The following is an 18081-nucleotide window of genomic DNA, read 5'->3' as shown; positions in this document are numbered from 1 at the left end:
ATTAAGACTAATAAAGGCATTTACCTTTATTAGTCTAAACACTCCATCCATCATTTGTCTACTGTAAATATAACGATGCTAAATATAAATATGTAGGAGCTTTAAGTTTATACATATAAAAATCTACTCCAGCGATACTTTCTAAATCCATTTCCCTTAATGCCACACCTTGTTTTATCTCCTCTAATGGGAGATCAATTTGGTTATATCCTGGTTTGATCTGTAATACTTTATCAAACCTGTCTTGGGGATTGGGTTTACCTTTATTGTACTGTTTATCCGTTATGATCAGGGTAACTGGTAAGGCTTGGTCATAAGGGTTATAGAAATCAAAGCTGAGTTGATTGAAGTGATGCCAATTACCTTTAAAATAACGTAGAGCGACTCCGCTGTATTTACGTTCCACAAAAGTAATCTTCATCATGTTATTTGTTGCTTCAGGCAACTGTTCAGGAGTTACTAATGATAGGGTTTGATCTGCTTTCCAGCGTGTTAAGGCAATCTCGTTATCAAAAGCTGCTAGTTTGGGATATTCGACTTGCATCTTAATTTCATCATAAGCAGTGGTGATTGAAGGTAATAAGAAATATCCCAACAAAATGAAATAGCCTGCCTTAAAAAACCAACGCACTGAGTGACGAGTGAATATAATTAAGCTCAGTAAGACACCAATGTAATTCATGAACAGATCATTGAGCTCTCTAGAGCGTCCAAAGAAAGGTTGTATCAGTTCAATTGTTGCTCCTAAACCAAAACAGCACAATGTTAATAAACACCATTGTTTGATAAGAGATGCATTTCTAATATTGGGTTGGTAAAGGATTAATAATGCTGTCCAGAAAGCAAAAACAGTGACATGACCAAGAGGCCAGATAACATAAATGACTCTTTCAGAAATCAAGTCGCCTACATCAACAAATAGCAAGGATATAAAACACAGTGAAATAATTAATAGTATCGTTTTCTTGAGCATTACGTTTCTCATTTAACATGATAATTCGGTAGATTTTATACCAATAAAACTAATTAATAGTTTTCGTTAATTTTCGACAGATGATTAACGAAGTTATTCTAGAAGGGTGATTTCTCCTATACCAAACGGAGATAGATTATTTAATTAGTAACATCAGTTTATAATAATTAGATTAATAAGTGATCAAAAATTTAAGAGGAATTATTTGTGGGGAAAAATAAGGAGGTAAATACCTAATTCAAAAGTATAATATAGAAATATTCGCAGTGCTTAACGGTTGATACTTGCTCAAACACTGCGAATTAAAGTTGTTAAACTTATTGGCTGTAACCATCTAAGAAATGTGCAATTTTGTTGATCGCTGTAGTCATTTCATCAACACGAGGTAAACACACAATACGGAAATGATCAGGCTTATGCCAGTTAAAGCCAGTACCTTGTACAATGAGGATCTTTTCTTCAATCAGTAAGTCCATTGCAAAACGTTGATCATCTTTAATGTTAAAGCGTTTTTGATCTAATTTAGGGAACAGGTATAACGCTCCTTGTGGCTTGTTACAACTGATACCTGGAATATCATTTAATAGTTTCCAAGCAGTTTGTGTTTGATCATATAAACGTCCACCTGGCACTGTTAGTTCGTTGATGCTTTGATATCCACCCAGTGATGTTTGAATAGCATGTTGCATAGGCACATTGGCACATAGCCGCATACTAGCTAAGATTTCAATGCCTGAAATATAATCACGGGCTTGCTTTTTGGCACCGCTGATCATCATCCAACCTACTCGGAAGCCACATACTCGGTAGGCTTTTGAAAGCCCATCAAAAGTAACAATTAAAATATCATCAGCTAGCGTTGCTAATGGTATATGTACTGCATCGTCGTAGACGATCTTCGAGTATATTTCATCGGAGAAAACAATTAAGTTATGTTGTCGTGCTAACTCGACGATTTGCTCTAATAATTCTTTACTGTAAACGGCACCAGTAGGGTTGTTTGGATTGATTAAAACAATGCCTTTAGTACGTGAAGTGATTTTAGATTTAATATCATCGATATCAGGGAACCAATTAGACTCTTCATCACAGATGTAATGCACTGCTTTGCCGCCTGATAGATTTGCTGCTGCTGTCCATAATGGGTAATCTGGTGCAGGTACTAAAATTTCATCACCATTATTTAACAGGCTTTGCATCGCCATTACAATCAACTCACTCACACCATTACCTATGTAGATATCATCGGTATCTAAAGATAATAAACCTTTACCTTGATAATGTTGCATGACTGCTTTACGTGCAGAAAATAACCCTTTGCTATCACAATACCCTTGGCTTTTAGGCAAGTTCTTGATCACGTCCATTAATACTTCTTCTGGGGCTTCAAAGCCGAATGAGGCGGGATTACCTATGTTCAATTTAAGAATACGTTGGCCTTCTTCTTCCAGCTTATTTGCTTGTTTTAATACTGGACCACGAATGTCATAGCAGACATTATCTAATTTATTTGAACGAACAATAGAATACATTTAAACCCCTTAACCCCTAATTTTATGCTTGATACAGCGTGCTAAAGTACCTTATATGTTTAACATAGTGAAGATGATTTACTCAAAATCATGATGTTATTCTTTAATAATTAATTAAATTCAATTAAATTAACATTAATATGAATAAAATTAACTTGTATGGAATAATCATCTATTTCGGCTGGTAAGGTAATTATGATTGAATTTAAACACTTAAAAACATTATCAACACTAAATAAAGCAGGAAGTTTAGTAGAAGCAGCTAAGCAATTGCATTTAACTCAGTCTGCCTTATCTCACCAACTAAAGGAGTTGGAACAACGTTTAGATTGCTCTTTGTTTATTCGTAAATCTCGACCAATACGCTTTACCATTGCAGGGCTTAGAATATTAGAGTTAGCTGAGCAAGTTTTACCTCAAGTGCGACAAGCTGAGCGCGACCTATCTCGTTTCTCATCGGGTGATGCTGGCCGTTTACATATGGCCATTGAATGCCATTCATGCTTTCAATGGTTAATGCCTGCGATTGATAAATTTCGAGACAGCTGGCCTGAAGTTGAACTGGATTTCTCAAGTGGTTTTAGCTTTTTACCTTTACCTGCTTTAAAACGTGGCAATCTAGATTTGGTGGTCACATCGGATCCCCAATCTATTGAGGGAATTAGTTATATTCCACTATTTAGTTATCAATCAATGTTAGCCTTGAGCCGACATCATCCGTTAGCGAGTAAAACCTTTATTGATGCTGAAGATCTACAAGAAGAAACATTGATCACTTATCCGGTTGAAAAAGAGCGTTTAGATGTCTTTAACGGATTTTTAATGCCTGAAGGTGTGATGCCCGCAAAAATACGCCAAGTTGAGATGACATTAATGATGTTGCAGTTGGTGGCGAGTGGACGAGGTGTTGCTGCTTTACCAAATTGGGCGTTATTTGAGTATTTGCAAAAGGATTATGTAGTTGCTCGTCGACTAGGTAAAGAGGGCGTTTGGAAAACCTTATATGCAGCAGTACGAGAAGATCAAAAGTCACTCGCCTTCATTGAAGATTTTATCGGCACTGCTGTAGAAAGTTGCTTTAGCAATTTAAATGGGATCAAAACCGCAGTCCCTCTTTCTTCAAAAATATCACTTAAAGACAGTTAATTGTGTCCGCTATTTAGGTGTCATTAATCCACCATGATAAGTAATAAACACCATTGCAGAATTGAAATAAACAGGCACAATAAAAATTTAACCAATAATGAAAGAGTAATCGATATGAGTTGTTGTGATGTACCCGGTTTAATGCCTTTAGCCGAGGCCATAGATAGAATGCAAATAACGCTAAGTAATGTGTGTGGGTCAATGACATTACCGTTATCTGACGCATTAGGTTATACCTTGAGTCAGGATATTATTTCACAACAGAATGTACCTCCATTTAATAACTCAGCGATGGATGGATATGCACTAGATCGCCATGACTTAGCGGCTTGTTCATCGGAGAATCCAATTACATTAAAACAAGTAGGCAAATCCTTTGCAGGTGTTCCTTTTACCGGTGATATACAACCAGGGCAGTGCATTAGGATTATGACTGGGGCTGTCCTGCCTGAATCATTAAACTGTATTGTAATGCAAGAGCAAACTCAAGCTGAGGGGGATAACATCATATTTGTTGAAACCCCTAAGCTACATAGTAATGTACGTTTTGCAGGTGAAGATTTAAGCGTAGGTCAAACTGTACTTAAACAAGGACATAAATTGACCCCTCGAGATATTCCTTTGTTAGCTTCTTTAGGTATCGATACGTTACCTGTTTATCGTCAACTTAAAGTAGCTGTTTTATCATCGGGTGACGAACTAAGACCTTTAGGTTCTAAGTTAGAACAAGGTGAGATTTACGATAGCAATAGATATAGTATTATAGGGCTTCTATCGCGTTTAAATGTCGAAGTGATTGATTTTGGCATTATTAAAGACGACTATAGAGAGATAAAAGAAACGCTTATTAAAGCAGATCAACAAGCTGATGTTGTGATCACTAGTGGTGGGGTTTCCGTTGGAGAGGCTGATTTCATTAAAGAAGTACTAAATGAAATAGGTGAAATTGGTTTTTGGAAACTTGCTATTAAGCCGGGAAAACCTTTTGCATTTGGTAAGCTTCAAAACAGTGTCTTTTTTGGGTTGCCAGGAAATCCCGTTTCCGCTATCGTGACACTATACCAATTAGCAGTGCCAGCAATGGCGAAAATGAGTGGTGAGCTAGTAAAACCAGCATTACGGTTGAATGCAGTATGTAACGATGCATTGCGCAAGGCACCTGGAAGAACAGATTTTCAACGTGGTAACTACTCTGTTAATGAACAGGGGCAGCTAGTTGTTACAACAACTGGAAATCAAGGTTCTGGTGTATTTAGCTCAATGAGTCAGTCAAATTGCTTTATTGTTCTGGAACAAGACAGAGGCAATATTGCAAAAGGTGAAACGGTAGAGATTGAACCGTATAGCCATTTAATGGATTAATGGGTAAGCAAAGTCGCTTAAACAGAATATTTATATAATAAACAAGAAAACTAGAAATTAACTATTAGGCACAACGGTGTGCTCAGGATATATTATGATTAAAACAGATGATTTGAAAATTACAGCGATTAAAGAACTATTACCCCCTATTGCTTTACTAGAAAAATTTCCAGCAACAGACTCAGTCAGCCAAACAGTCGCTGATTCTCGCACTGCAATCAGTAACATATTAAGCAACAAAGATGACCGCGTATTAGTGATTATCGGTCCTTGTTCAATTCACGATACAGAAGCTGCACTTGTCTATGCTGACAAATTAGTCGCATTACGTGAAAAATATAAAGATACATTAGAAGTAGTTATGCGTGTGTACTTTGAAAAACCGCGTACAACCGTTGGTTGGAAAGGGTTAATTAATGACCCTGAGTTAAACGGTACATTCAACATTAATAAAGGTCTGCGTACAGCTCGTAAACTTTTATTAGATATTAATTCAAAAGGCCTACCAGCGGCGACTGAGTTCCTAGATATGATCACGCCACAGTATATTGCTGACTTAATGTCTTGGGGCGCAATTGGCGCGCGTACCACGGAATCACAAGTTCACCGTGAATTAGCTTCTGGTCTATCTTGTCCAGTTGGCTTCAAAAACGGTACTGACGGTACTATTAAAGTAGCGGTAGATGCGATTGGTGCGGCTAACGCTTCTCATCATTTCTTATCTGTTAATAAATTTGGCCACAGTGCGATTGTTGAAACGGCAGGTAACCCTGATTGTCATATCATTTTACGTGGCGGTAAAGAGCCTAATTACAGTGCTAAGCATGTGGCTGCGATTAAAACTGATCTTAAAAAATCAGGTCTTGCTGAAACATTAATGATCGATTTCAGCCACGCCAACTCTGAAAAGAAATTTGAAAACCAAATGAAAGTACTTGATGACGTATGCGGTCAAATTGCTGGTGGTGATAAAGCTATTTCAGGTGTGATGGTTGAAAGTCACTTAGTGGAAGGTCGCCAAGATCTATGTGAAGGTGTTGCTCCAACATACGGTCAAAGCATTACTGATGCGTGTATTGGTTGGGATGCAACTGAAACGTTACTTGCACAATTATCTGAAGCAGTGGCAACGCGTCGCGGTTAAGCTTAACTGAACTTCAGTTTAGAAAAAGCACTGTGTAAACGGTGCTTTTTTTTGTCTTATTAACATGCTGTAAGATGTGGATTAACTAAAATAATGACAGTAAATAAAAAGCCGATAATGGTATTAGGTTGCACCAGTGATGCAGGAAAGTCGCTGATTGTGACAGCCATTTGTCGTTTATTAGCAAATCGTGGTATCAATGTTGCTCCTTTTAAAGCGCAAAATATGAGTAATAACGCAGCGATCACTGAAGATGGGGCTGAAATTGGTCGTGCGCAATACCTTCAAGCGATTGCTGCTAAAACTACACCTTCAGTACTGATGAATCCTGTTTTATTAAAGCCTAGCGCAGAAACCTATAGCCAGGTAATCATTAATGGCAAAGTCGATACTGCTATATCGAATATGCCTTGGATGGCGAGAAAAAAATTAATTTGGCCTAAAGTGTTAACGGCGTTAACCGAGCTCCAAGCACAATATGAGCAAGTGGTGATTGAAGGTGCTGGCAGCCCTGCGGAAATAAACCTTCGTGAAGGGGACATTGTTAATATGAGTGTCGCTTTAGCATGCCAAGCTGATGTTTACCTCGTGTCTGATATCGATAGAGGCGGCTCCTTTGCCCATTTATTAGGAACTTGGGCTTGTTTAGCAGAAGAAGAGCAAAAACTCATTAAAGGTTTTGTATTAAATAAATTCCGTGGTGATCCTAGTTTATTAGGTAATGCGATGGATTGGTTAGAAGAAAAAACCGGTATACCAACGGTTGCTAACTTACCTTATCATCGTCATCACTTGCCAGAAGAAGATAGTTTTAGATTAGGCACAACATGGCAATATGGTGCTATTAATGTTGCACTTATTTATTATCCCTACGCCTCTAATATGGATGAGTTTGATGCACTTACCTATCAAGATGATATTAATTTAGTTCCGGTCCAGAAACATCAAGACTTATCAGTGTTTGATGCAATTATTTTACCAGGTAGTAAAAATAGTGGTAAAAGTTTAGGTTTTTTACGGGAAGTAGGTTTAGACAGTGAAATCATTAAATTTAGTCAATCAGGTAAATTAACCTTAGGTATATGCGGTGGCTTGCAAATACTTGGTTGTCAGATCAATGATCCATTATCGCTAGAAGATGGTGATAAGAAGGGATTAGGTGTAATCAATTTAAGTACTACTTTGGCACACAATAAAGCCACAAAACAACGTAAATTAGCTTGGTTAGGTCAAACAATAGACGCTTATGAAATTCATCATGGTGAAAGTGTGCTATTAAATGATAGTGTTACGCCTTTTATTGATGCGGATATAGGTTGGCAACAAGCAAATATCTATACTTCTTATCTGCATGGTTTATTTGATAATGCTGTTTTTTATAACTGGTTTATGGAGCAACTTGGCGTTGCGCAAAATGGCATCAATTGGAAAACACATATTGATAAAGAATTAGATAGATTGGCAGATATGTTTGAACAACATGGTTGGTTATAACGTGTTAAAAGATTTTAAATAAAGGAGGGATGCTTGTTTCGTAATCATAAAAATTACTCAATTTATTTATTTTTATTGAGTTCATTTGTCAGTATTCCTATGTGTGCGGCAGAAAGTGCCTTGGACTCTATTGAAGAGTCTTTTGCTATTTCAACACTCATGTCTGACAGTGAAGCGCTAACATTTGGTTTTACTAACTTTGATATCGAATCAGATGATCCTGGTTTTGGTGATGAAGACTCGTCAAATTATAAAAATAGCCTAAATGTATTCGTTATTCCTTACACCTGGGATTTAGAGCCTAAGAGCGAAGCTTGGGACCATGCCATTACTGTTCGTGCCTTTTACATTAATACCGAAAGTGATAGTGAAATTTATGCAGGTGTTGACGATACTGCTAAACAAGAGACTATGGGGATCTATGGTAATTATTCGCAGTTTTATCATGTGACTGATAACTGGTACGTAACGTCCGCGTTAGGGTTCCATCTTACTTATTACAACAACGACTATGATTATGGCGATGGTTTTCCTGAAGATGCTATTGATGAATTAGATGGCAATACCCTAAATATTAGCGCGTGGGCAGTAATTACTGAGCCTGAAGTAGGGATCGGGTATGAGCGAGATGAAGAGTGGGGAACCTGGAGAGCACATAATAAAACCAATTACATATACGGTCAAAGTTTTGCAGGTACCATTAATGATAAATATAGTGTCAACCCTGAAGGTTGGCGTATCACTAATGGTGTCGAGTTTACTGTTGGAGTACCTGAATTATGGGGCGTAAACGATTTTTTAACCATCGACTTTAGAAGAATTGATCTGTTTGGCGACTTAGAGGCGATGGCTGATGATGGGTATTATTATGAAACGAGTGTCGGCTGGGTGATTGATACTAATAATCAAATTCCATTTTTAGATAATATCGGGATTGGTGTATCAGTAAATTATGGCAGTTCAATCAGTGGCGCAACTGTCGTACTTTATTGGAATGAATAAAGTACGACACTAGGTACTAGGGGTTTAATCTATTAATTATCCAATCTTGTCCTGATTTAGTGTAAGTGAAGCGGTCGTGTAAACGATCTGCTTTACCTTGCCAAAACTCAATTTTTTCAGGAATGACTCGATATCCTCCCCAAAAATCTGGTAAAGGCACTGTTTGACCTGCAAATTTCTCTTCGTAATACTTCACACTATCAACTAAAGTTTGTCTTTCATCTAAGACTTGGCTTTGTTTTGATGCCCAAGCGCCAATTTGACTCCCTCGTCCACGAGAATGAAAATACGCTTCAGATTCAGCATGACTAACACGTTCGATTTTACCTTCGATACGTACTTGTCGTTGTAGAATATTCCAGTGAAATAATAGTGCAGCAAATGGATTCTCTTCCAATTCGCCAGCTTTACGGCTACCGTAGTTCGTAAAAAATACAAATCCCTCCTGGTCGACTTCTTTTAATAGCACCATACGTGATGAGGGGCGTCCTTCTACTGTACAAGTTGATACAGACATAGATTCAGGTAACACTACACCAGTATCTTCAGCTTCCTTTAACCAAGTGTTAAAGAATTGAATTGGATCTTTGGTGGTGATTAGTGCTTTATTTTCGATTAATACACCTTGACCTAAGGTGAATGCACAACGAAGTTTGCTCAGTAATGACATGGTTTATCTTTATTAGTTAGATTGAACATAAAGGGAAGTGTATAATTTGTATTTAGCCTTGTCGATCATATTGTTTTATGAGATTTTTATTACATGTTACACGTATCAAAAACTGAATTTTCTAGTGAAGATCTTATCCAAATCTTTAATGACCAGTTCTACCAACAATACAACACCAAGTTAGTATTAGGTGGAGATGAGCCTGTCTATTTACCCGCTAACAGTCGTTGCTCACACCATCAAATTGTTTTTGCACATGGTTACTTTTCAAGTGCATTACACGAAATTTCACATTGGCTAGTGGCTGGCGAGCAAAGACGACAACAACTTGATTATGGTTATTGGTATGAGCCTGATGGACGAGATGAGCAGCGACAAGTTGAGTTTGAAAAAGTAGAAGTATTACCACAAGCTATTGAATGGTTACTGACAGCAAGTTGTGGTGCACATTTTGATGTCAGTAGTGATAACCTGAGTGGTATTGTAATTAATCGTTTGGGTTTTAAGCAAAAAGTGTATCAGAAAGTCTTAACATTATTAGATAATGGCGTATCTGAGCGTACGCAGAAATTGATGCAAGCTTTGCAGAATGCCTATCAAACGCCTACGCTGAAAATTGACGACTTTGCATACCAAGGTATGTATCAATTAGTTGATTAACTTTAACAGTAGAGAACAACACATGAAAAAAATTTTGATTGTATGCTTAGGTAATATATGTTGATCACCAACTGCTGAAGCCGTGTTGAGAACTAAATCTGTTAATCAGGGAATTAATTTACAGGTCGATTCTGCTGGTACGATTAATTATCATCAGGGGAATAAACCTGACACTAGGGCAATAGCAGCCGGTGAGAAACGTGGATACTCATTTTCTGGGATCAGCTCTAGAGGTGTAATAGCAGAGGATTTTTCTGAGTTTGATTACATTCTTGCAGCTGATCAAGAAAATAAACAAGATTTACTTAACCGCTGTCCAGCACAATACCAATATAAAATAGACTTGTTTCTAGCATTTGCTGGTCTAGGTGAGCAGGTGATTCCTGACCCTTATTATGGTGGCGACCAAGGCTTTGAATTAGTATTAGATTTATTAGAAAAAGCCAGTGAAAACATATTAGTTAAAATAGGTTCAGATTAAGATGGAAAATAAAATATATCATCACCCAGTACAAATCTATTATGAAGATACAGATCATTCTGGTGTGGTATATCACCCAAATTTTTTAAAGTATTTTGAACGTGCTAGAGAGCACGTTATTGATAGTCAGCGCTTGGACAAGTTATGGAAAGAACAAGGTTTAGGTTTTGCAGTATATAAAGCGAATATGACTTTTCAAGATGGTGTTGAGTTTTCAGAAATCTGCGATATTCGTACCAGCTTTGTGATCGATGGAAAGTATAAAACTATTTGGCGACAGGAAGTATGGCGCCCTAATTCAACGAGGCCTGCAGTAATTGGTGATATAGAGATGGTTTGTTTAGACAAAAATAAGCAATTACAACCCATGCCTGAAGATATCATTAGTTTATTAGCAAGTTGATTTATGCATGTTTATTTTATTATTAATATTCGTTCCGTGTAATATTAACTAAGGAATAAAGCTGCTTTTTTAGTTAGTTTAAATCTCATTTTTCTGCGCACCAAATTGGTTTAATCAACCTCAACTGTTGTGAATAACTGAGAAATGTTATATCACACTCAGATTGCCATAAAATAAGTTAGCCACACTTGCAAATATGTTACTAATAAGTCATTTTATTATGACTTTTGAAGAGGGAATCTTATGTATTATGCACAAAATGAAAAACGTTCATTCCATCGTATGGAGATAAATCTACCGATAGAGATCCATAAAGGTGGTTTTTCTTATCAAGGGACGTGTAATGATTTGAGTAGTACAGGAATGCGTATTACTTTTAATGATACTGGTTTATGTACAGATGATCATGTTGAGATCTTGTTAGATACAAAGGATAACCGGTTTCTACCTTTGCATGCTGTAGCTAAATTACTACGTGTTACTGAGGGTGAGCAAGGCGGCTTTTCTGCGGCAGTCGAATTTGTTGAATTAAAATAAGTGACAGATTAAAAATCTGTATGGATGCATCACTAATATGATGCATAAACAAAGACTATCCTCTATCGTTTAGGTACCGGTATCAATTGAGCCGCATCTAAATAACATATTTTTTGTAGTGTTTTTGTTGCTCTGCATAAAGCAAATGATTGTTGTTGAAATTGGTCATGGAAACAATACCAAGGTTGTTCGATATTTAATGGGTAATGCTCATTAAAACAGACTTGGATATTTTGTTTATTATCTTTATCGTCATACAAAAAATAAAATGAGTCTAAACCTAACTTAATGCCTACCCCTGTCGCTTTAACAAATGCTTCTTTTAACGTCCATGTTTTAAAGAAGGCTGCATTTTGAGCTTGCCCTTGTTTAGCCATTAACATCGCATGTTCTTGCGTTGAAAAATACCTTCTAGTAATGGGTTCAATGCTGACCTTACGTGTCGGATTTTCAATATCACAACCAACCTCATCTTTAACAGAAACAGCCATAATAATTAAATCCTCATTATGGCTTAGGTTAAATTGAAGCTGTGTAGAGTTCTTTAATAAACCAGGTTTTCCATGTTTATTACGGGAAAATTGGTGGGCCTGGGCAGGGATGTTGATATATTGACTTAATACTAGTCGGCACATTGCTCGTGATACCAGTGATGTTTTTTGTGCGCTACTACTTTTAAATGTTGCGATCCTGGTTTGTTCTTCATCTGTAATCAAAGATTTGAGGTATTTTAACTCTGAATCATTTAATTGCTTTGGTGAAATTGACCACAGATCGATATGATCATGCTGTAACTGTGAAAAGGATGAAGGCGTTGAATTCACTATTTTCCCTATCTTTTATTTATCCTAATGAAAGTCGGTTTACTCGGTATTACTAAGTAGTAGTTTGGTTTGCTAAAAACTAAAAAAGATAGCTTAGCTATCTTTTTTCATTGTTTTTGAATTCAAAAATAACGCGTATTTGCTAACTATTTAGTCGCATCTGGACGTCTAAATGAATTGATTTGTTTGTTCACTTCACGACGCTCTTTTGATAATTCTGCACCAGTGATAATGTGATCATCAACACGATCTTCATAATCAGATTGCATGTTTTTAATAATATTAACGATATCTTCATGAGTCATCGCTGGTGTAATGTACTCAAGTAAGTTGGTTAATAGGTCGACACGTTTACGGTTATCACGGATTTTTTTCTCGTTATCAATGATTTCACGTTTTAACTTGTTTTTACGACGCGTGTTTTTTACTAATTCAAGAACTGTACTCATTTATCACACCTTTTGATTGATAGTCTTACTTACTTTAAACCAACAATGAACTGCTTTGAACATTCATATAATGATTAAATTGCTGATTTGTATCATTGATTCAATTATACGCACGCTGATTATTTACGAAACACATTTTTTCAAAATTCACCGATAAATGACGGAAACTTTGACTTGACGGTTATTCTTGTAAATGTAATGGTTGTAATGAAAGTGACATAACTTATTGTTTATATAAAAAATGCAACAGCAATATTTTTTCAATAGAGGAGTTATTCATGACAGAAGCCGAACGCAAATTCTACATTTTAGATACAAACGTTTTATTACATGAGCCATTAGCACTTTACTCCTTCCAAGAGCACAATGTTGTTATTCCGATGACCGTTTTAGAAGAATTGGACCGTATCAAAGATCGGCAAAAAGATGTTAGCCGAGATGCCCGAGTGGCGATTCGGTGTTTAGAAAAACTCTTCCAAGATGCTAGCACTGAGCAAATATCACAGGGGGTGGAAATAGACCATAAGGGCGTGTTATTAGGTGGTACCATTTCAATTTTTGCTGACCACCATGCTTCCTTTCTTCAAGAGTCCTTCAGTGAGGACGAGCCCGATAACCGAATCATCAACGCCGCCCTCTATCTTCAACAAAGCAAAGCCCCGTCAAAAGTTGTTCTCGTCACTAAAGATATTAATATGCGTTTAAAAGCGAAAGGCGCAGGACTAAAATATGTAGAAGATTATCGTACTGATAAACTGATCGACGATGTTGATTTATTAAGTAAAGGTTATCAACAAGTAGAAGGGGACTTTTGGGATACGATTAAAGAGTGTGAAACCTTCAATCGTGGCGAAGATACCTTTCATCAGTTAAAAACTGACTTAATTAAACAACCTTATCCTAACCAGTATATTCTCGATGAGAATCATGACTTTGTAGGTAAAATTACTGATCAATTTATTGACGGAGTAGAGTTACTTGATATTGGTTACGATCGCATCATGGGACAACAAGCTTGGGGGGTAACACCTAAAAACATTTATCAAGGTATGGCCATTAATGCATTACTTGACCCTAGTATTGATTTAGTTGTCCTTACTGGTCCAGCTGGTTGTGGTAAAACCTTATTAGCAGTGGCTGCGGCACTGGAGCTAGTCATCGAACAAAAGCAGTATGACAAAATTATTGTGACGCGTAACACACCAGATATTGCAGAAAATATCGGTTTTTTACCAGGAACAGAAGAAGAAAAAATGATGCCCTGGTTAGCCTCAGTGACAGACACATTAGAAGTACTACACAAAAATGACAACTGTAGTAGTAGCTCAGTTAATTACATTATGGATAAAGCTAATATTCAATTTAAATCAGTTAACTTTATGAGAGGGCGCAGTATTCAAAACAGTTTCGTATTATTAGATGAATGCCAAAATTTAACGGCTTCTCAACTCAAAACGATTATCACAAGATGCGGAGAGGGGACTAAAATTGTTTGTTCGGGGAATTTAGCACAAATCGATAGTAACTATTTAACGCCTGTAACTTCCGGATTAACCTATATTGTTGAACGCTTTAAAGACTTTGAAGGAAGTGCAAATATATTCCTTAATGGTGTTATTAGAAGTCGACTTGCTGAGTATGCTGAAGAGCACTTATAATTTAAACAGAGTTAACTTAAAATAGTTGGCTTTCATCTTATTAAGGTGAAAGCCACAGAAAGCAAATTGTTGTTAGTAATATTAACTATAACAATTTGTCTTTGATAGCAATTAAACAGTGCATTTCAAATAGCTGTAATAATGTTGAAGCTTTGCTTATGATTCTTTTTCTAGTGCCGCCTGTCGAATAACTCTTTTTTCTTCTTTAATTCTATTTTTTTCATACTTTAAAGCTTTTACTTTAATCTTATTATTACGATCTCGACTTTTTTTAATTAACTCATTGTCTAACTGGTGCTGTTGAGATTTCGCTAATTTATCGTACATAACCACATTAACGGAAGCTGCTAGGTTCATGCAACCAATGGTTGGCACATATACCACTGCGTCAGCTTTATTGATCACTTTTTGTTTGATAGTGCCATCTTCTGGTCCAAACAAATACATCGCATTTTTTGGATGTTCAAAATTAGGTAAAGGGATTGCACCTTCTATTAAGTCAACACAGATTAATTTCATACCAGGCTCTAATGCGTCTAATAGCTCTTCATAATGAACCAGTGGTACAATTTCATGGACTTTTTGGGTATCTGCGGCTAGTCGTACAGCACGATTAAAACGATCACCAGAGTAGACAACCTTTTGTGCATCGTAACAACCGGCCGCACGCATTGCACCGCCAACATTAGATGAGCTCTTAGGGTTTGTGAGGGCAATAATGGTACGTGAAGTCGTTGGTGATTCCGTTTTATTTTCTGGCATAGTATTTTAACGTTATAATAAAAGTGATTTCAAATGTGCTAGAGGCATGTGCTTCTGTGGTGCACATGCCTTTAATCTTTAAGTACGTTTATAGTGCTTCTATTTGACCAAGTGCTTCAGTAAACTCTGATAAACCAAGTTCGATATCATCTTCTTCACCAACCCAGTTAAGACCGACAATTACATCGTCCTCTACTAGATCTTCTAACCAAAACTCAAACCAATCTGCTAGAGAGATAGAAGCGGGTGCATAATCTTCCCATTCTTCGATACAGTGTGTTTTTGCTAATGCTTCTGAAGACCATAAAGGCATTACTTCTGTTTCTTCGTAATTCATTGAGTCCATTACCACCCAATCACCGCTTGCTTTATCTTGTAAAGCCCATAAAAGCTGGCTTTCTTTGACATCATCTTGAAATTTTTCTAATGCAGCAACATTTTCAGTCATGGTTTTCTCTCTATTAAGTAAGGGGTGGAATTAAAAAAGCTAAGTATACGGGTTAAGCTAATAATTGAAAGCCAGAAATAGTGACCATTTGATGAAATCATCGGATAGTTAGTTGTTTTTAATTCTGTCATAATTAAAAGGACTTAAAAGGAAAAATCATGGAATTATTACAGATACAACATTTTGGTAAAATACTTAGGTTAGAGGCATCAATGGCTGGGTGGCAGCAGCTATATTGGGGCGATCAATTAGTATCACAGATTACTGCCAGTGAATCAGCCCAAGGAAATACCACACATTATTTTCAACTTTATCAACAACAAACCATAAAAGCCGGTGAAGTGGGGCAAGCAGATGCTATCCCCGAGAAACTTGCTATTGACTGTCAACTAGATGTTTATGTTATTTGGCAGCCATTTTTGGTGTCTTATTCATTATTTGTAGACGACAAACTCATCGAAGAAACAACCAGAAATGCAAAGGATATTGAACAACAGACACCTGTTAAAATCACACAAGAGCCTAAAAAACTAAGTTTACTTGGCTTGGGATCTTTAGCATTAAAGCTATTTAAAAGCGCGAAGATTATCAAGGTCGTTCTAGCGGGTGCAAGTATTGCAGCTTACAGTTGGTTTTTCTCTTTTCAATTTGCGTTAGCATTGATCGCTTGCCTAGTTTTTCATGAGTATGGGCACATTCGAGCCATGAAATATTTTGGAATGAAAACTAAAGGTATTTACCTGATTCCATTTATTGGTGGATTAGCGGTCACCGACCAAAAAATTAATACGCGTTGGCAAGATGTTGTTATTTCGATTATGGGACCAACATTTGGTTTGTTCATGTCGATATTGTGTTTAATTGTATATTGGCTAACAGACAGTCCTTTCTTTGCCGGTTTAGCGACATTTAATGCATTGTTAAATCTATTTAATCTGTTACCTATTTTACCTTTAGATGGTGGACACATATTAAAAAGTATTAGTTTTTCAATGAATAGCTTAGTGGGGCTATTAGCTTGTGTAATAACTGCTTTAGTTGGAGTGCTAGTAAGTTATCATTTCGGCCTCGCATTACTGGGCTTCTTACTATTAATAGGCAGTGTTGAAATTGTTTTAGAGTGGCGAACTCGATTTAATAGCCATTTGCTACCCTTGGACAGATACGGACAATTGTTTTCAAGTGCATGGTATTTTCTCACTGTAGGGGCTTTGATTGCGATTATTTTTTACTTTGCAAAATCAGGTGACCAGTTATTATCGTTACCACTAATCATTTTAGGTAGTTAATATAAGCTAATAGCAATCAATAGTTAATTGAACTTATCTGTTTTATATGAAACTAATCTTTGACTATTTTTTGCTGTTTAATCATGCGACACTAATATGGATAAGAGTGATTAACTCTTTGAACGCAAAATATCACTATTAGCTGTCTTTAATTGCTCTATACACAAAGTAATTAAAGAGTAGTTTTAAATAAACTTTTCTTTTTTCAATGAATTAAACAAAGGCACGTCCTTATAACAATTTTCTATATACTATCTAATTTCGTTACTGATTTTTATTAAATAACACTGCATAATAGAGAAAATTATATATATCTTGTGACTTTGTAAGGAAACACATGAACAATAAAAGACTAACTCACCTTAAGGCACTTGAGGCTGAATCAATTCAAATAATGCGTGAAGTAGCCGCTGAGTTTGATAACCCAGTAATGTTGTATTCAATCGGTAAAGATTCGTCTGTGTTATTGCACCTTGCGCGTAAAGCTTTTTACCCAGGTAAAATTCCTTTCCCACTATTACACGTTGATACAGATTGGAAATTCAAAGAAATGATTGAATTCCGTGATAATCTTGCAAAAAAATACGACTTTGATTTATTAGTTCATAAAAATCCTGAAGGTATTGCAATGGGCATGGGGCCATTTACACATGGTTCAGCTAAGCATACTGATGTAATGAAGACTCAAGGTCTTAAGCAAGCTTTAGATCATTACGGTTTTGATGCTGCATTTGGTGGCGCCCGTCGTGATGAAGAAAAGTCTCGTGCAAAAGAACGTGTTTATTCTTTCCGTGATAAAAAACACCGTTGGGATCCAAAAAACCAACGTCCAGAATTATGGAACATTTATAACTCTAAAGTAGACCGTGGCGAAAGTATTCGTGTATTCCCACTTTCTAACTGGACTGAGCTTGATATTTGGCAGTACATCTACCAAGAGCAAATTGAAATGGTGCCTCTGTACTTCTCTGCTCCTCGCCCAGTTGTTGAACGCGATGGTTCTTTGATCATGGTTGATGACGAGCGTATGCCACTTGAAGAAGGTGAAGTACCTGAAATGAAAAATGTACGTTTCCGTACACTAGGTTGTTACCCATTAACAGGTGCGATTGAGTCTGAAGCGAAGACATTACCAGAAATTATTCAAGAGATGTTATTAACAACGACCTCTGAGCGTCAAGGCCGAGTAATCGATAACGATTCTGCTGGTTCGATGGAAAAGAAAAAAATGGAAGGTTACTTTTAGG

General features: G+C 36.7%; 18 protein-coding genes and 1 pseudogene. 12 read left to right on the top strand and 7 right to left on the bottom strand.

Annotation, left to right across the window (positions count from 1 at the left end; genetic code table 11):
- Nucleotides 1-58: 58 nt before the first annotated feature.
- Nucleotides 59-973 (bottom strand): VanZ family protein, encoded by a 915-nt coding sequence (locus AC0L3W_RS06235; RefSeq protein WP_290037917.1) that lies wholly within the window; start codon nt 971-973, stop codon nt 59-61.
- Nucleotides 974-1290: 317 nt separating this feature from the next.
- Nucleotides 1291-2505, bottom strand: a complete 1215-nt coding sequence (locus AC0L3W_RS06230; RefSeq protein ID WP_409439391.1) for a pyridoxal phosphate-dependent aminotransferase — start codon at nt 2503-2505, stop codon at nt 1291-1293.
- A gap of 195 nt (nt 2506-2700) precedes the next feature.
- On the opposite strand from AC0L3W_RS06230, the gene AC0L3W_RS06225 reads away from it, so the two are divergent.
- The 5 genes from AC0L3W_RS06225 (at nt 2701) to AC0L3W_RS06205 (ending at nt 8653) form a co-directional block, all read left to right on the top strand.
- Nucleotides 2701-3651: a LysR family transcriptional regulator gene (locus AC0L3W_RS06225; RefSeq protein ID WP_409439392.1), complete on the top strand. Its 951-nt coding sequence runs from the start codon at nt 2701-2703 to the stop codon at nt 3649-3651.
- Nucleotides 3652-3765: 114 nt separating this feature from the next.
- Complete coding sequence (moeA, locus tag AC0L3W_RS06220; RefSeq protein ID WP_290037923.1) at nt 3766-5013, top strand: molybdopterin molybdotransferase MoeA; 1248 nt, start codon at nt 3766-3768, stop codon at nt 5011-5013.
- 91 nt (nt 5014-5104) lie between these two features.
- A complete protein-coding gene (gene aroG / locus AC0L3W_RS06215) occupies nt 5105-6157 on the top strand; it encodes a 3-deoxy-7-phosphoheptulonate synthase AroG (protein WP_290038326.1) in 1053 nt (350 codons plus the stop codon).
- Between the two features lie 93 nt (nt 6158-6250).
- Nucleotides 6251-7651 carry a cobyric acid synthase gene (locus AC0L3W_RS06210; protein WP_409439393.1) on the top strand — a complete coding sequence of 467 codons (1401 nt, stop codon included), beginning with the start codon at nt 6251-6253 and terminating at the stop codon, nt 7649-7651.
- 33 nt (nt 7652-7684) lie between these two features.
- Nucleotides 7685-8653: a Solitary outer membrane autotransporter beta-barrel domain gene (locus tag AC0L3W_RS06205; RefSeq protein ID WP_290037927.1), complete on the top strand. Its 969-nt coding sequence runs from the start codon at nt 7685-7687 to the stop codon at nt 8651-8653.
- Between the two features lie 16 nt (nt 8654-8669).
- Here the strand turns inward: AC0L3W_RS06205 and pdxH are convergent, their stop codons facing one another.
- Nucleotides 8670-9323, bottom strand: coding sequence for a pyridoxamine 5'-phosphate oxidase (pdxH, locus tag AC0L3W_RS06200; protein WP_290037929.1), 654 nt, complete (start codon nt 9321-9323; stop codon nt 8670-8672).
- Nucleotides 9324-9416: 93 nt separating this feature from the next.
- On the opposite strand from pdxH, the gene AC0L3W_RS06195 reads away from it, so the two are divergent.
- The 4 genes and pseudogenes from AC0L3W_RS06195 to AC0L3W_RS06180 all read left to right on the top strand — a co-directional run bounded on the left by AC0L3W_RS06195 (nt 9417) and on the right by AC0L3W_RS06180 (nt 11404).
- Entirely contained in the window at nt 9417-9983 is a 567-nt protein-coding gene (locus tag AC0L3W_RS06195) for an elongation factor P hydroxylase (protein WP_290037931.1), read from the top strand.
- Between the two features lie 22 nt (nt 9984-10005).
- A pseudogene (locus AC0L3W_RS06190) lies at nt 10006-10464 on the top strand (low molecular weight protein-tyrosine-phosphatase).
- 1 nt (nt 10465) lies between these two features.
- On the top strand, nt 10466-10867 hold the full coding sequence (locus AC0L3W_RS06185; protein ID WP_290037935.1) for an acyl-CoA thioesterase: 402 nt from the start codon (nt 10466-10468) through the stop codon (nt 10865-10867).
- 243 nt (nt 10868-11110) lie between these two features.
- Nucleotides 11111-11404, top strand: a complete 294-nt coding sequence (locus AC0L3W_RS06180; RefSeq protein ID WP_290037937.1) for a PilZ domain-containing protein — start codon at nt 11111-11113, stop codon at nt 11402-11404.
- A gap of 62 nt (nt 11405-11466) precedes the next feature.
- Here AC0L3W_RS06180 and AC0L3W_RS06175 read toward each other — a convergent pair whose 3' ends face one another.
- Together AC0L3W_RS06175 and AC0L3W_RS06170 are read right to left on the bottom strand one after the other, a co-directional pair.
- Nucleotides 11467-12228: a 4'-phosphopantetheinyl transferase family protein gene (locus AC0L3W_RS06175; RefSeq protein WP_409439395.1), complete on the bottom strand. Its 762-nt coding sequence runs from the start codon at nt 12226-12228 to the stop codon at nt 11467-11469.
- A 146-nt stretch (nt 12229-12374) separates the two neighbouring features.
- Nucleotides 12375-12677: a DUF496 family protein gene (locus tag AC0L3W_RS06170; protein ID WP_290037941.1), complete on the bottom strand. Its 303-nt coding sequence runs from the start codon at nt 12675-12677 to the stop codon at nt 12375-12377.
- 278 nt (nt 12678-12955) lie between these two features.
- On the opposite strand from AC0L3W_RS06170, the gene AC0L3W_RS06165 reads away from it, so the two are divergent.
- On the top strand, nt 12956-14335 hold the full coding sequence (locus tag AC0L3W_RS06165) for a PhoH family protein (RefSeq protein WP_290037943.1): 1380 nt from the start codon (nt 12956-12958) through the stop codon (nt 14333-14335).
- 156 nt (nt 14336-14491) lie between these two features.
- Here AC0L3W_RS06165 and AC0L3W_RS06160 read toward each other — a convergent pair whose 3' ends face one another.
- Entirely contained in the window at nt 14492-15097 is a 606-nt protein-coding gene (locus tag AC0L3W_RS06160) for an RNA methyltransferase (RefSeq protein WP_409439396.1), read from the bottom strand.
- Nucleotides 15098-15185: 88 nt separating this feature from the next.
- Nucleotides 15186-15545 (bottom strand): DUF2750 domain-containing protein, encoded by a 360-nt coding sequence (locus AC0L3W_RS06155; RefSeq protein WP_290037945.1) that lies wholly within the window; start codon nt 15543-15545, stop codon nt 15186-15188.
- 158 nt (nt 15546-15703) lie between these two features.
- Here AC0L3W_RS06155 and AC0L3W_RS06150 point away from each other — a divergent pair, with 158 nt between their 5' ends.
- Both AC0L3W_RS06150 and cysD read left to right on the top strand, forming a co-directional pair.
- A complete protein-coding gene (locus AC0L3W_RS06150; RefSeq protein ID WP_409439397.1) occupies nt 15704-16834 on the top strand; it encodes a site-2 protease family protein in 1131 nt (376 codons plus the stop codon).
- A gap of 337 nt (nt 16835-17171) precedes the next feature.
- Nucleotides 17172-18080, top strand: a complete 909-nt coding sequence (gene cysD / locus AC0L3W_RS06145; protein ID WP_290037948.1) for a sulfate adenylyltransferase subunit CysD — start codon at nt 17172-17174, stop codon at nt 18078-18080.
- Nucleotide 18081: the final 1 nt, after the last annotated feature.

Source organism: Psychromonas sp. KJ10-5, assembly GCF_055808325.1.
This window is presented reverse-complemented; position numbering and strand designations above follow the sequence as displayed.

Coding starts and splice junctions, on each gene's coding strand:
- AC0L3W_RS06235 (WP_290037917.1), bottom strand. CDS start 973: ATGCTCAAGAAAACGATACTATTAATTATTTCACTGTGTTTTATATCC.
- AC0L3W_RS06230 (WP_409439391.1), bottom strand. CDS start 2,505: ATGTATTCTATTGTTCGTTCAAATAAATTAGATAATGTCTGCTATGAC.
- AC0L3W_RS06225 (WP_409439392.1), top strand. CDS start 2,701: ATGATTGAATTTAAACACTTAAAAACATTATCAACACTAAATAAAGCA.
- moeA (WP_290037923.1), top strand. CDS start 3,766: ATGAGTTGTTGTGATGTACCCGGTTTAATGCCTTTAGCCGAGGCCATA.
- AC0L3W_RS06210 (WP_409439393.1), top strand. CDS start 6,251: ATGACAGTAAATAAAAAGCCGATAATGGTATTAGGTTGCACCAGTGAT.
- pdxH (WP_290037929.1), bottom strand. CDS start 9,323: ATGTCATTACTGAGCAAACTTCGTTGTGCATTCACCTTAGGTCAAGGT.
- AC0L3W_RS06195 (WP_290037931.1), top strand. CDS start 9,417: ATGTTACACGTATCAAAAACTGAATTTTCTAGTGAAGATCTTATCCAA.
- AC0L3W_RS06185 (WP_290037935.1), top strand. CDS start 10,466: ATGGAAAATAAAATATATCATCACCCAGTACAAATCTATTATGAAGAT.
- AC0L3W_RS06180 (WP_290037937.1), top strand. CDS start 11,111: ATGTATTATGCACAAAATGAAAAACGTTCATTCCATCGTATGGAGATA.
- AC0L3W_RS06170 (WP_290037941.1), bottom strand. CDS start 12,677: ATGAGTACAGTTCTTGAATTAGTAAAAAACACGCGTCGTAAAAACAAG.
- AC0L3W_RS06165 (WP_290037943.1), top strand. CDS start 12,956: ATGACAGAAGCCGAACGCAAATTCTACATTTTAGATACAAACGTTTTA.
- AC0L3W_RS06160 (WP_409439396.1), bottom strand. CDS start 15,097: ATGCCAGAAAATAAAACGGAATCACCAACGACTTCACGTACCATTATT.
- AC0L3W_RS06155 (WP_290037945.1), bottom strand. CDS start 15,545: ATGACTGAAAATGTTGCTGCATTAGAAAAATTTCAAGATGATGTCAAA.
- AC0L3W_RS06150 (WP_409439397.1), top strand. CDS start 15,704: ATGGAATTATTACAGATACAACATTTTGGTAAAATACTTAGGTTAGAG.
- cysD (WP_290037948.1), top strand. CDS start 17,172: ATGAACAATAAAAGACTAACTCACCTTAAGGCACTTGAGGCTGAATCA.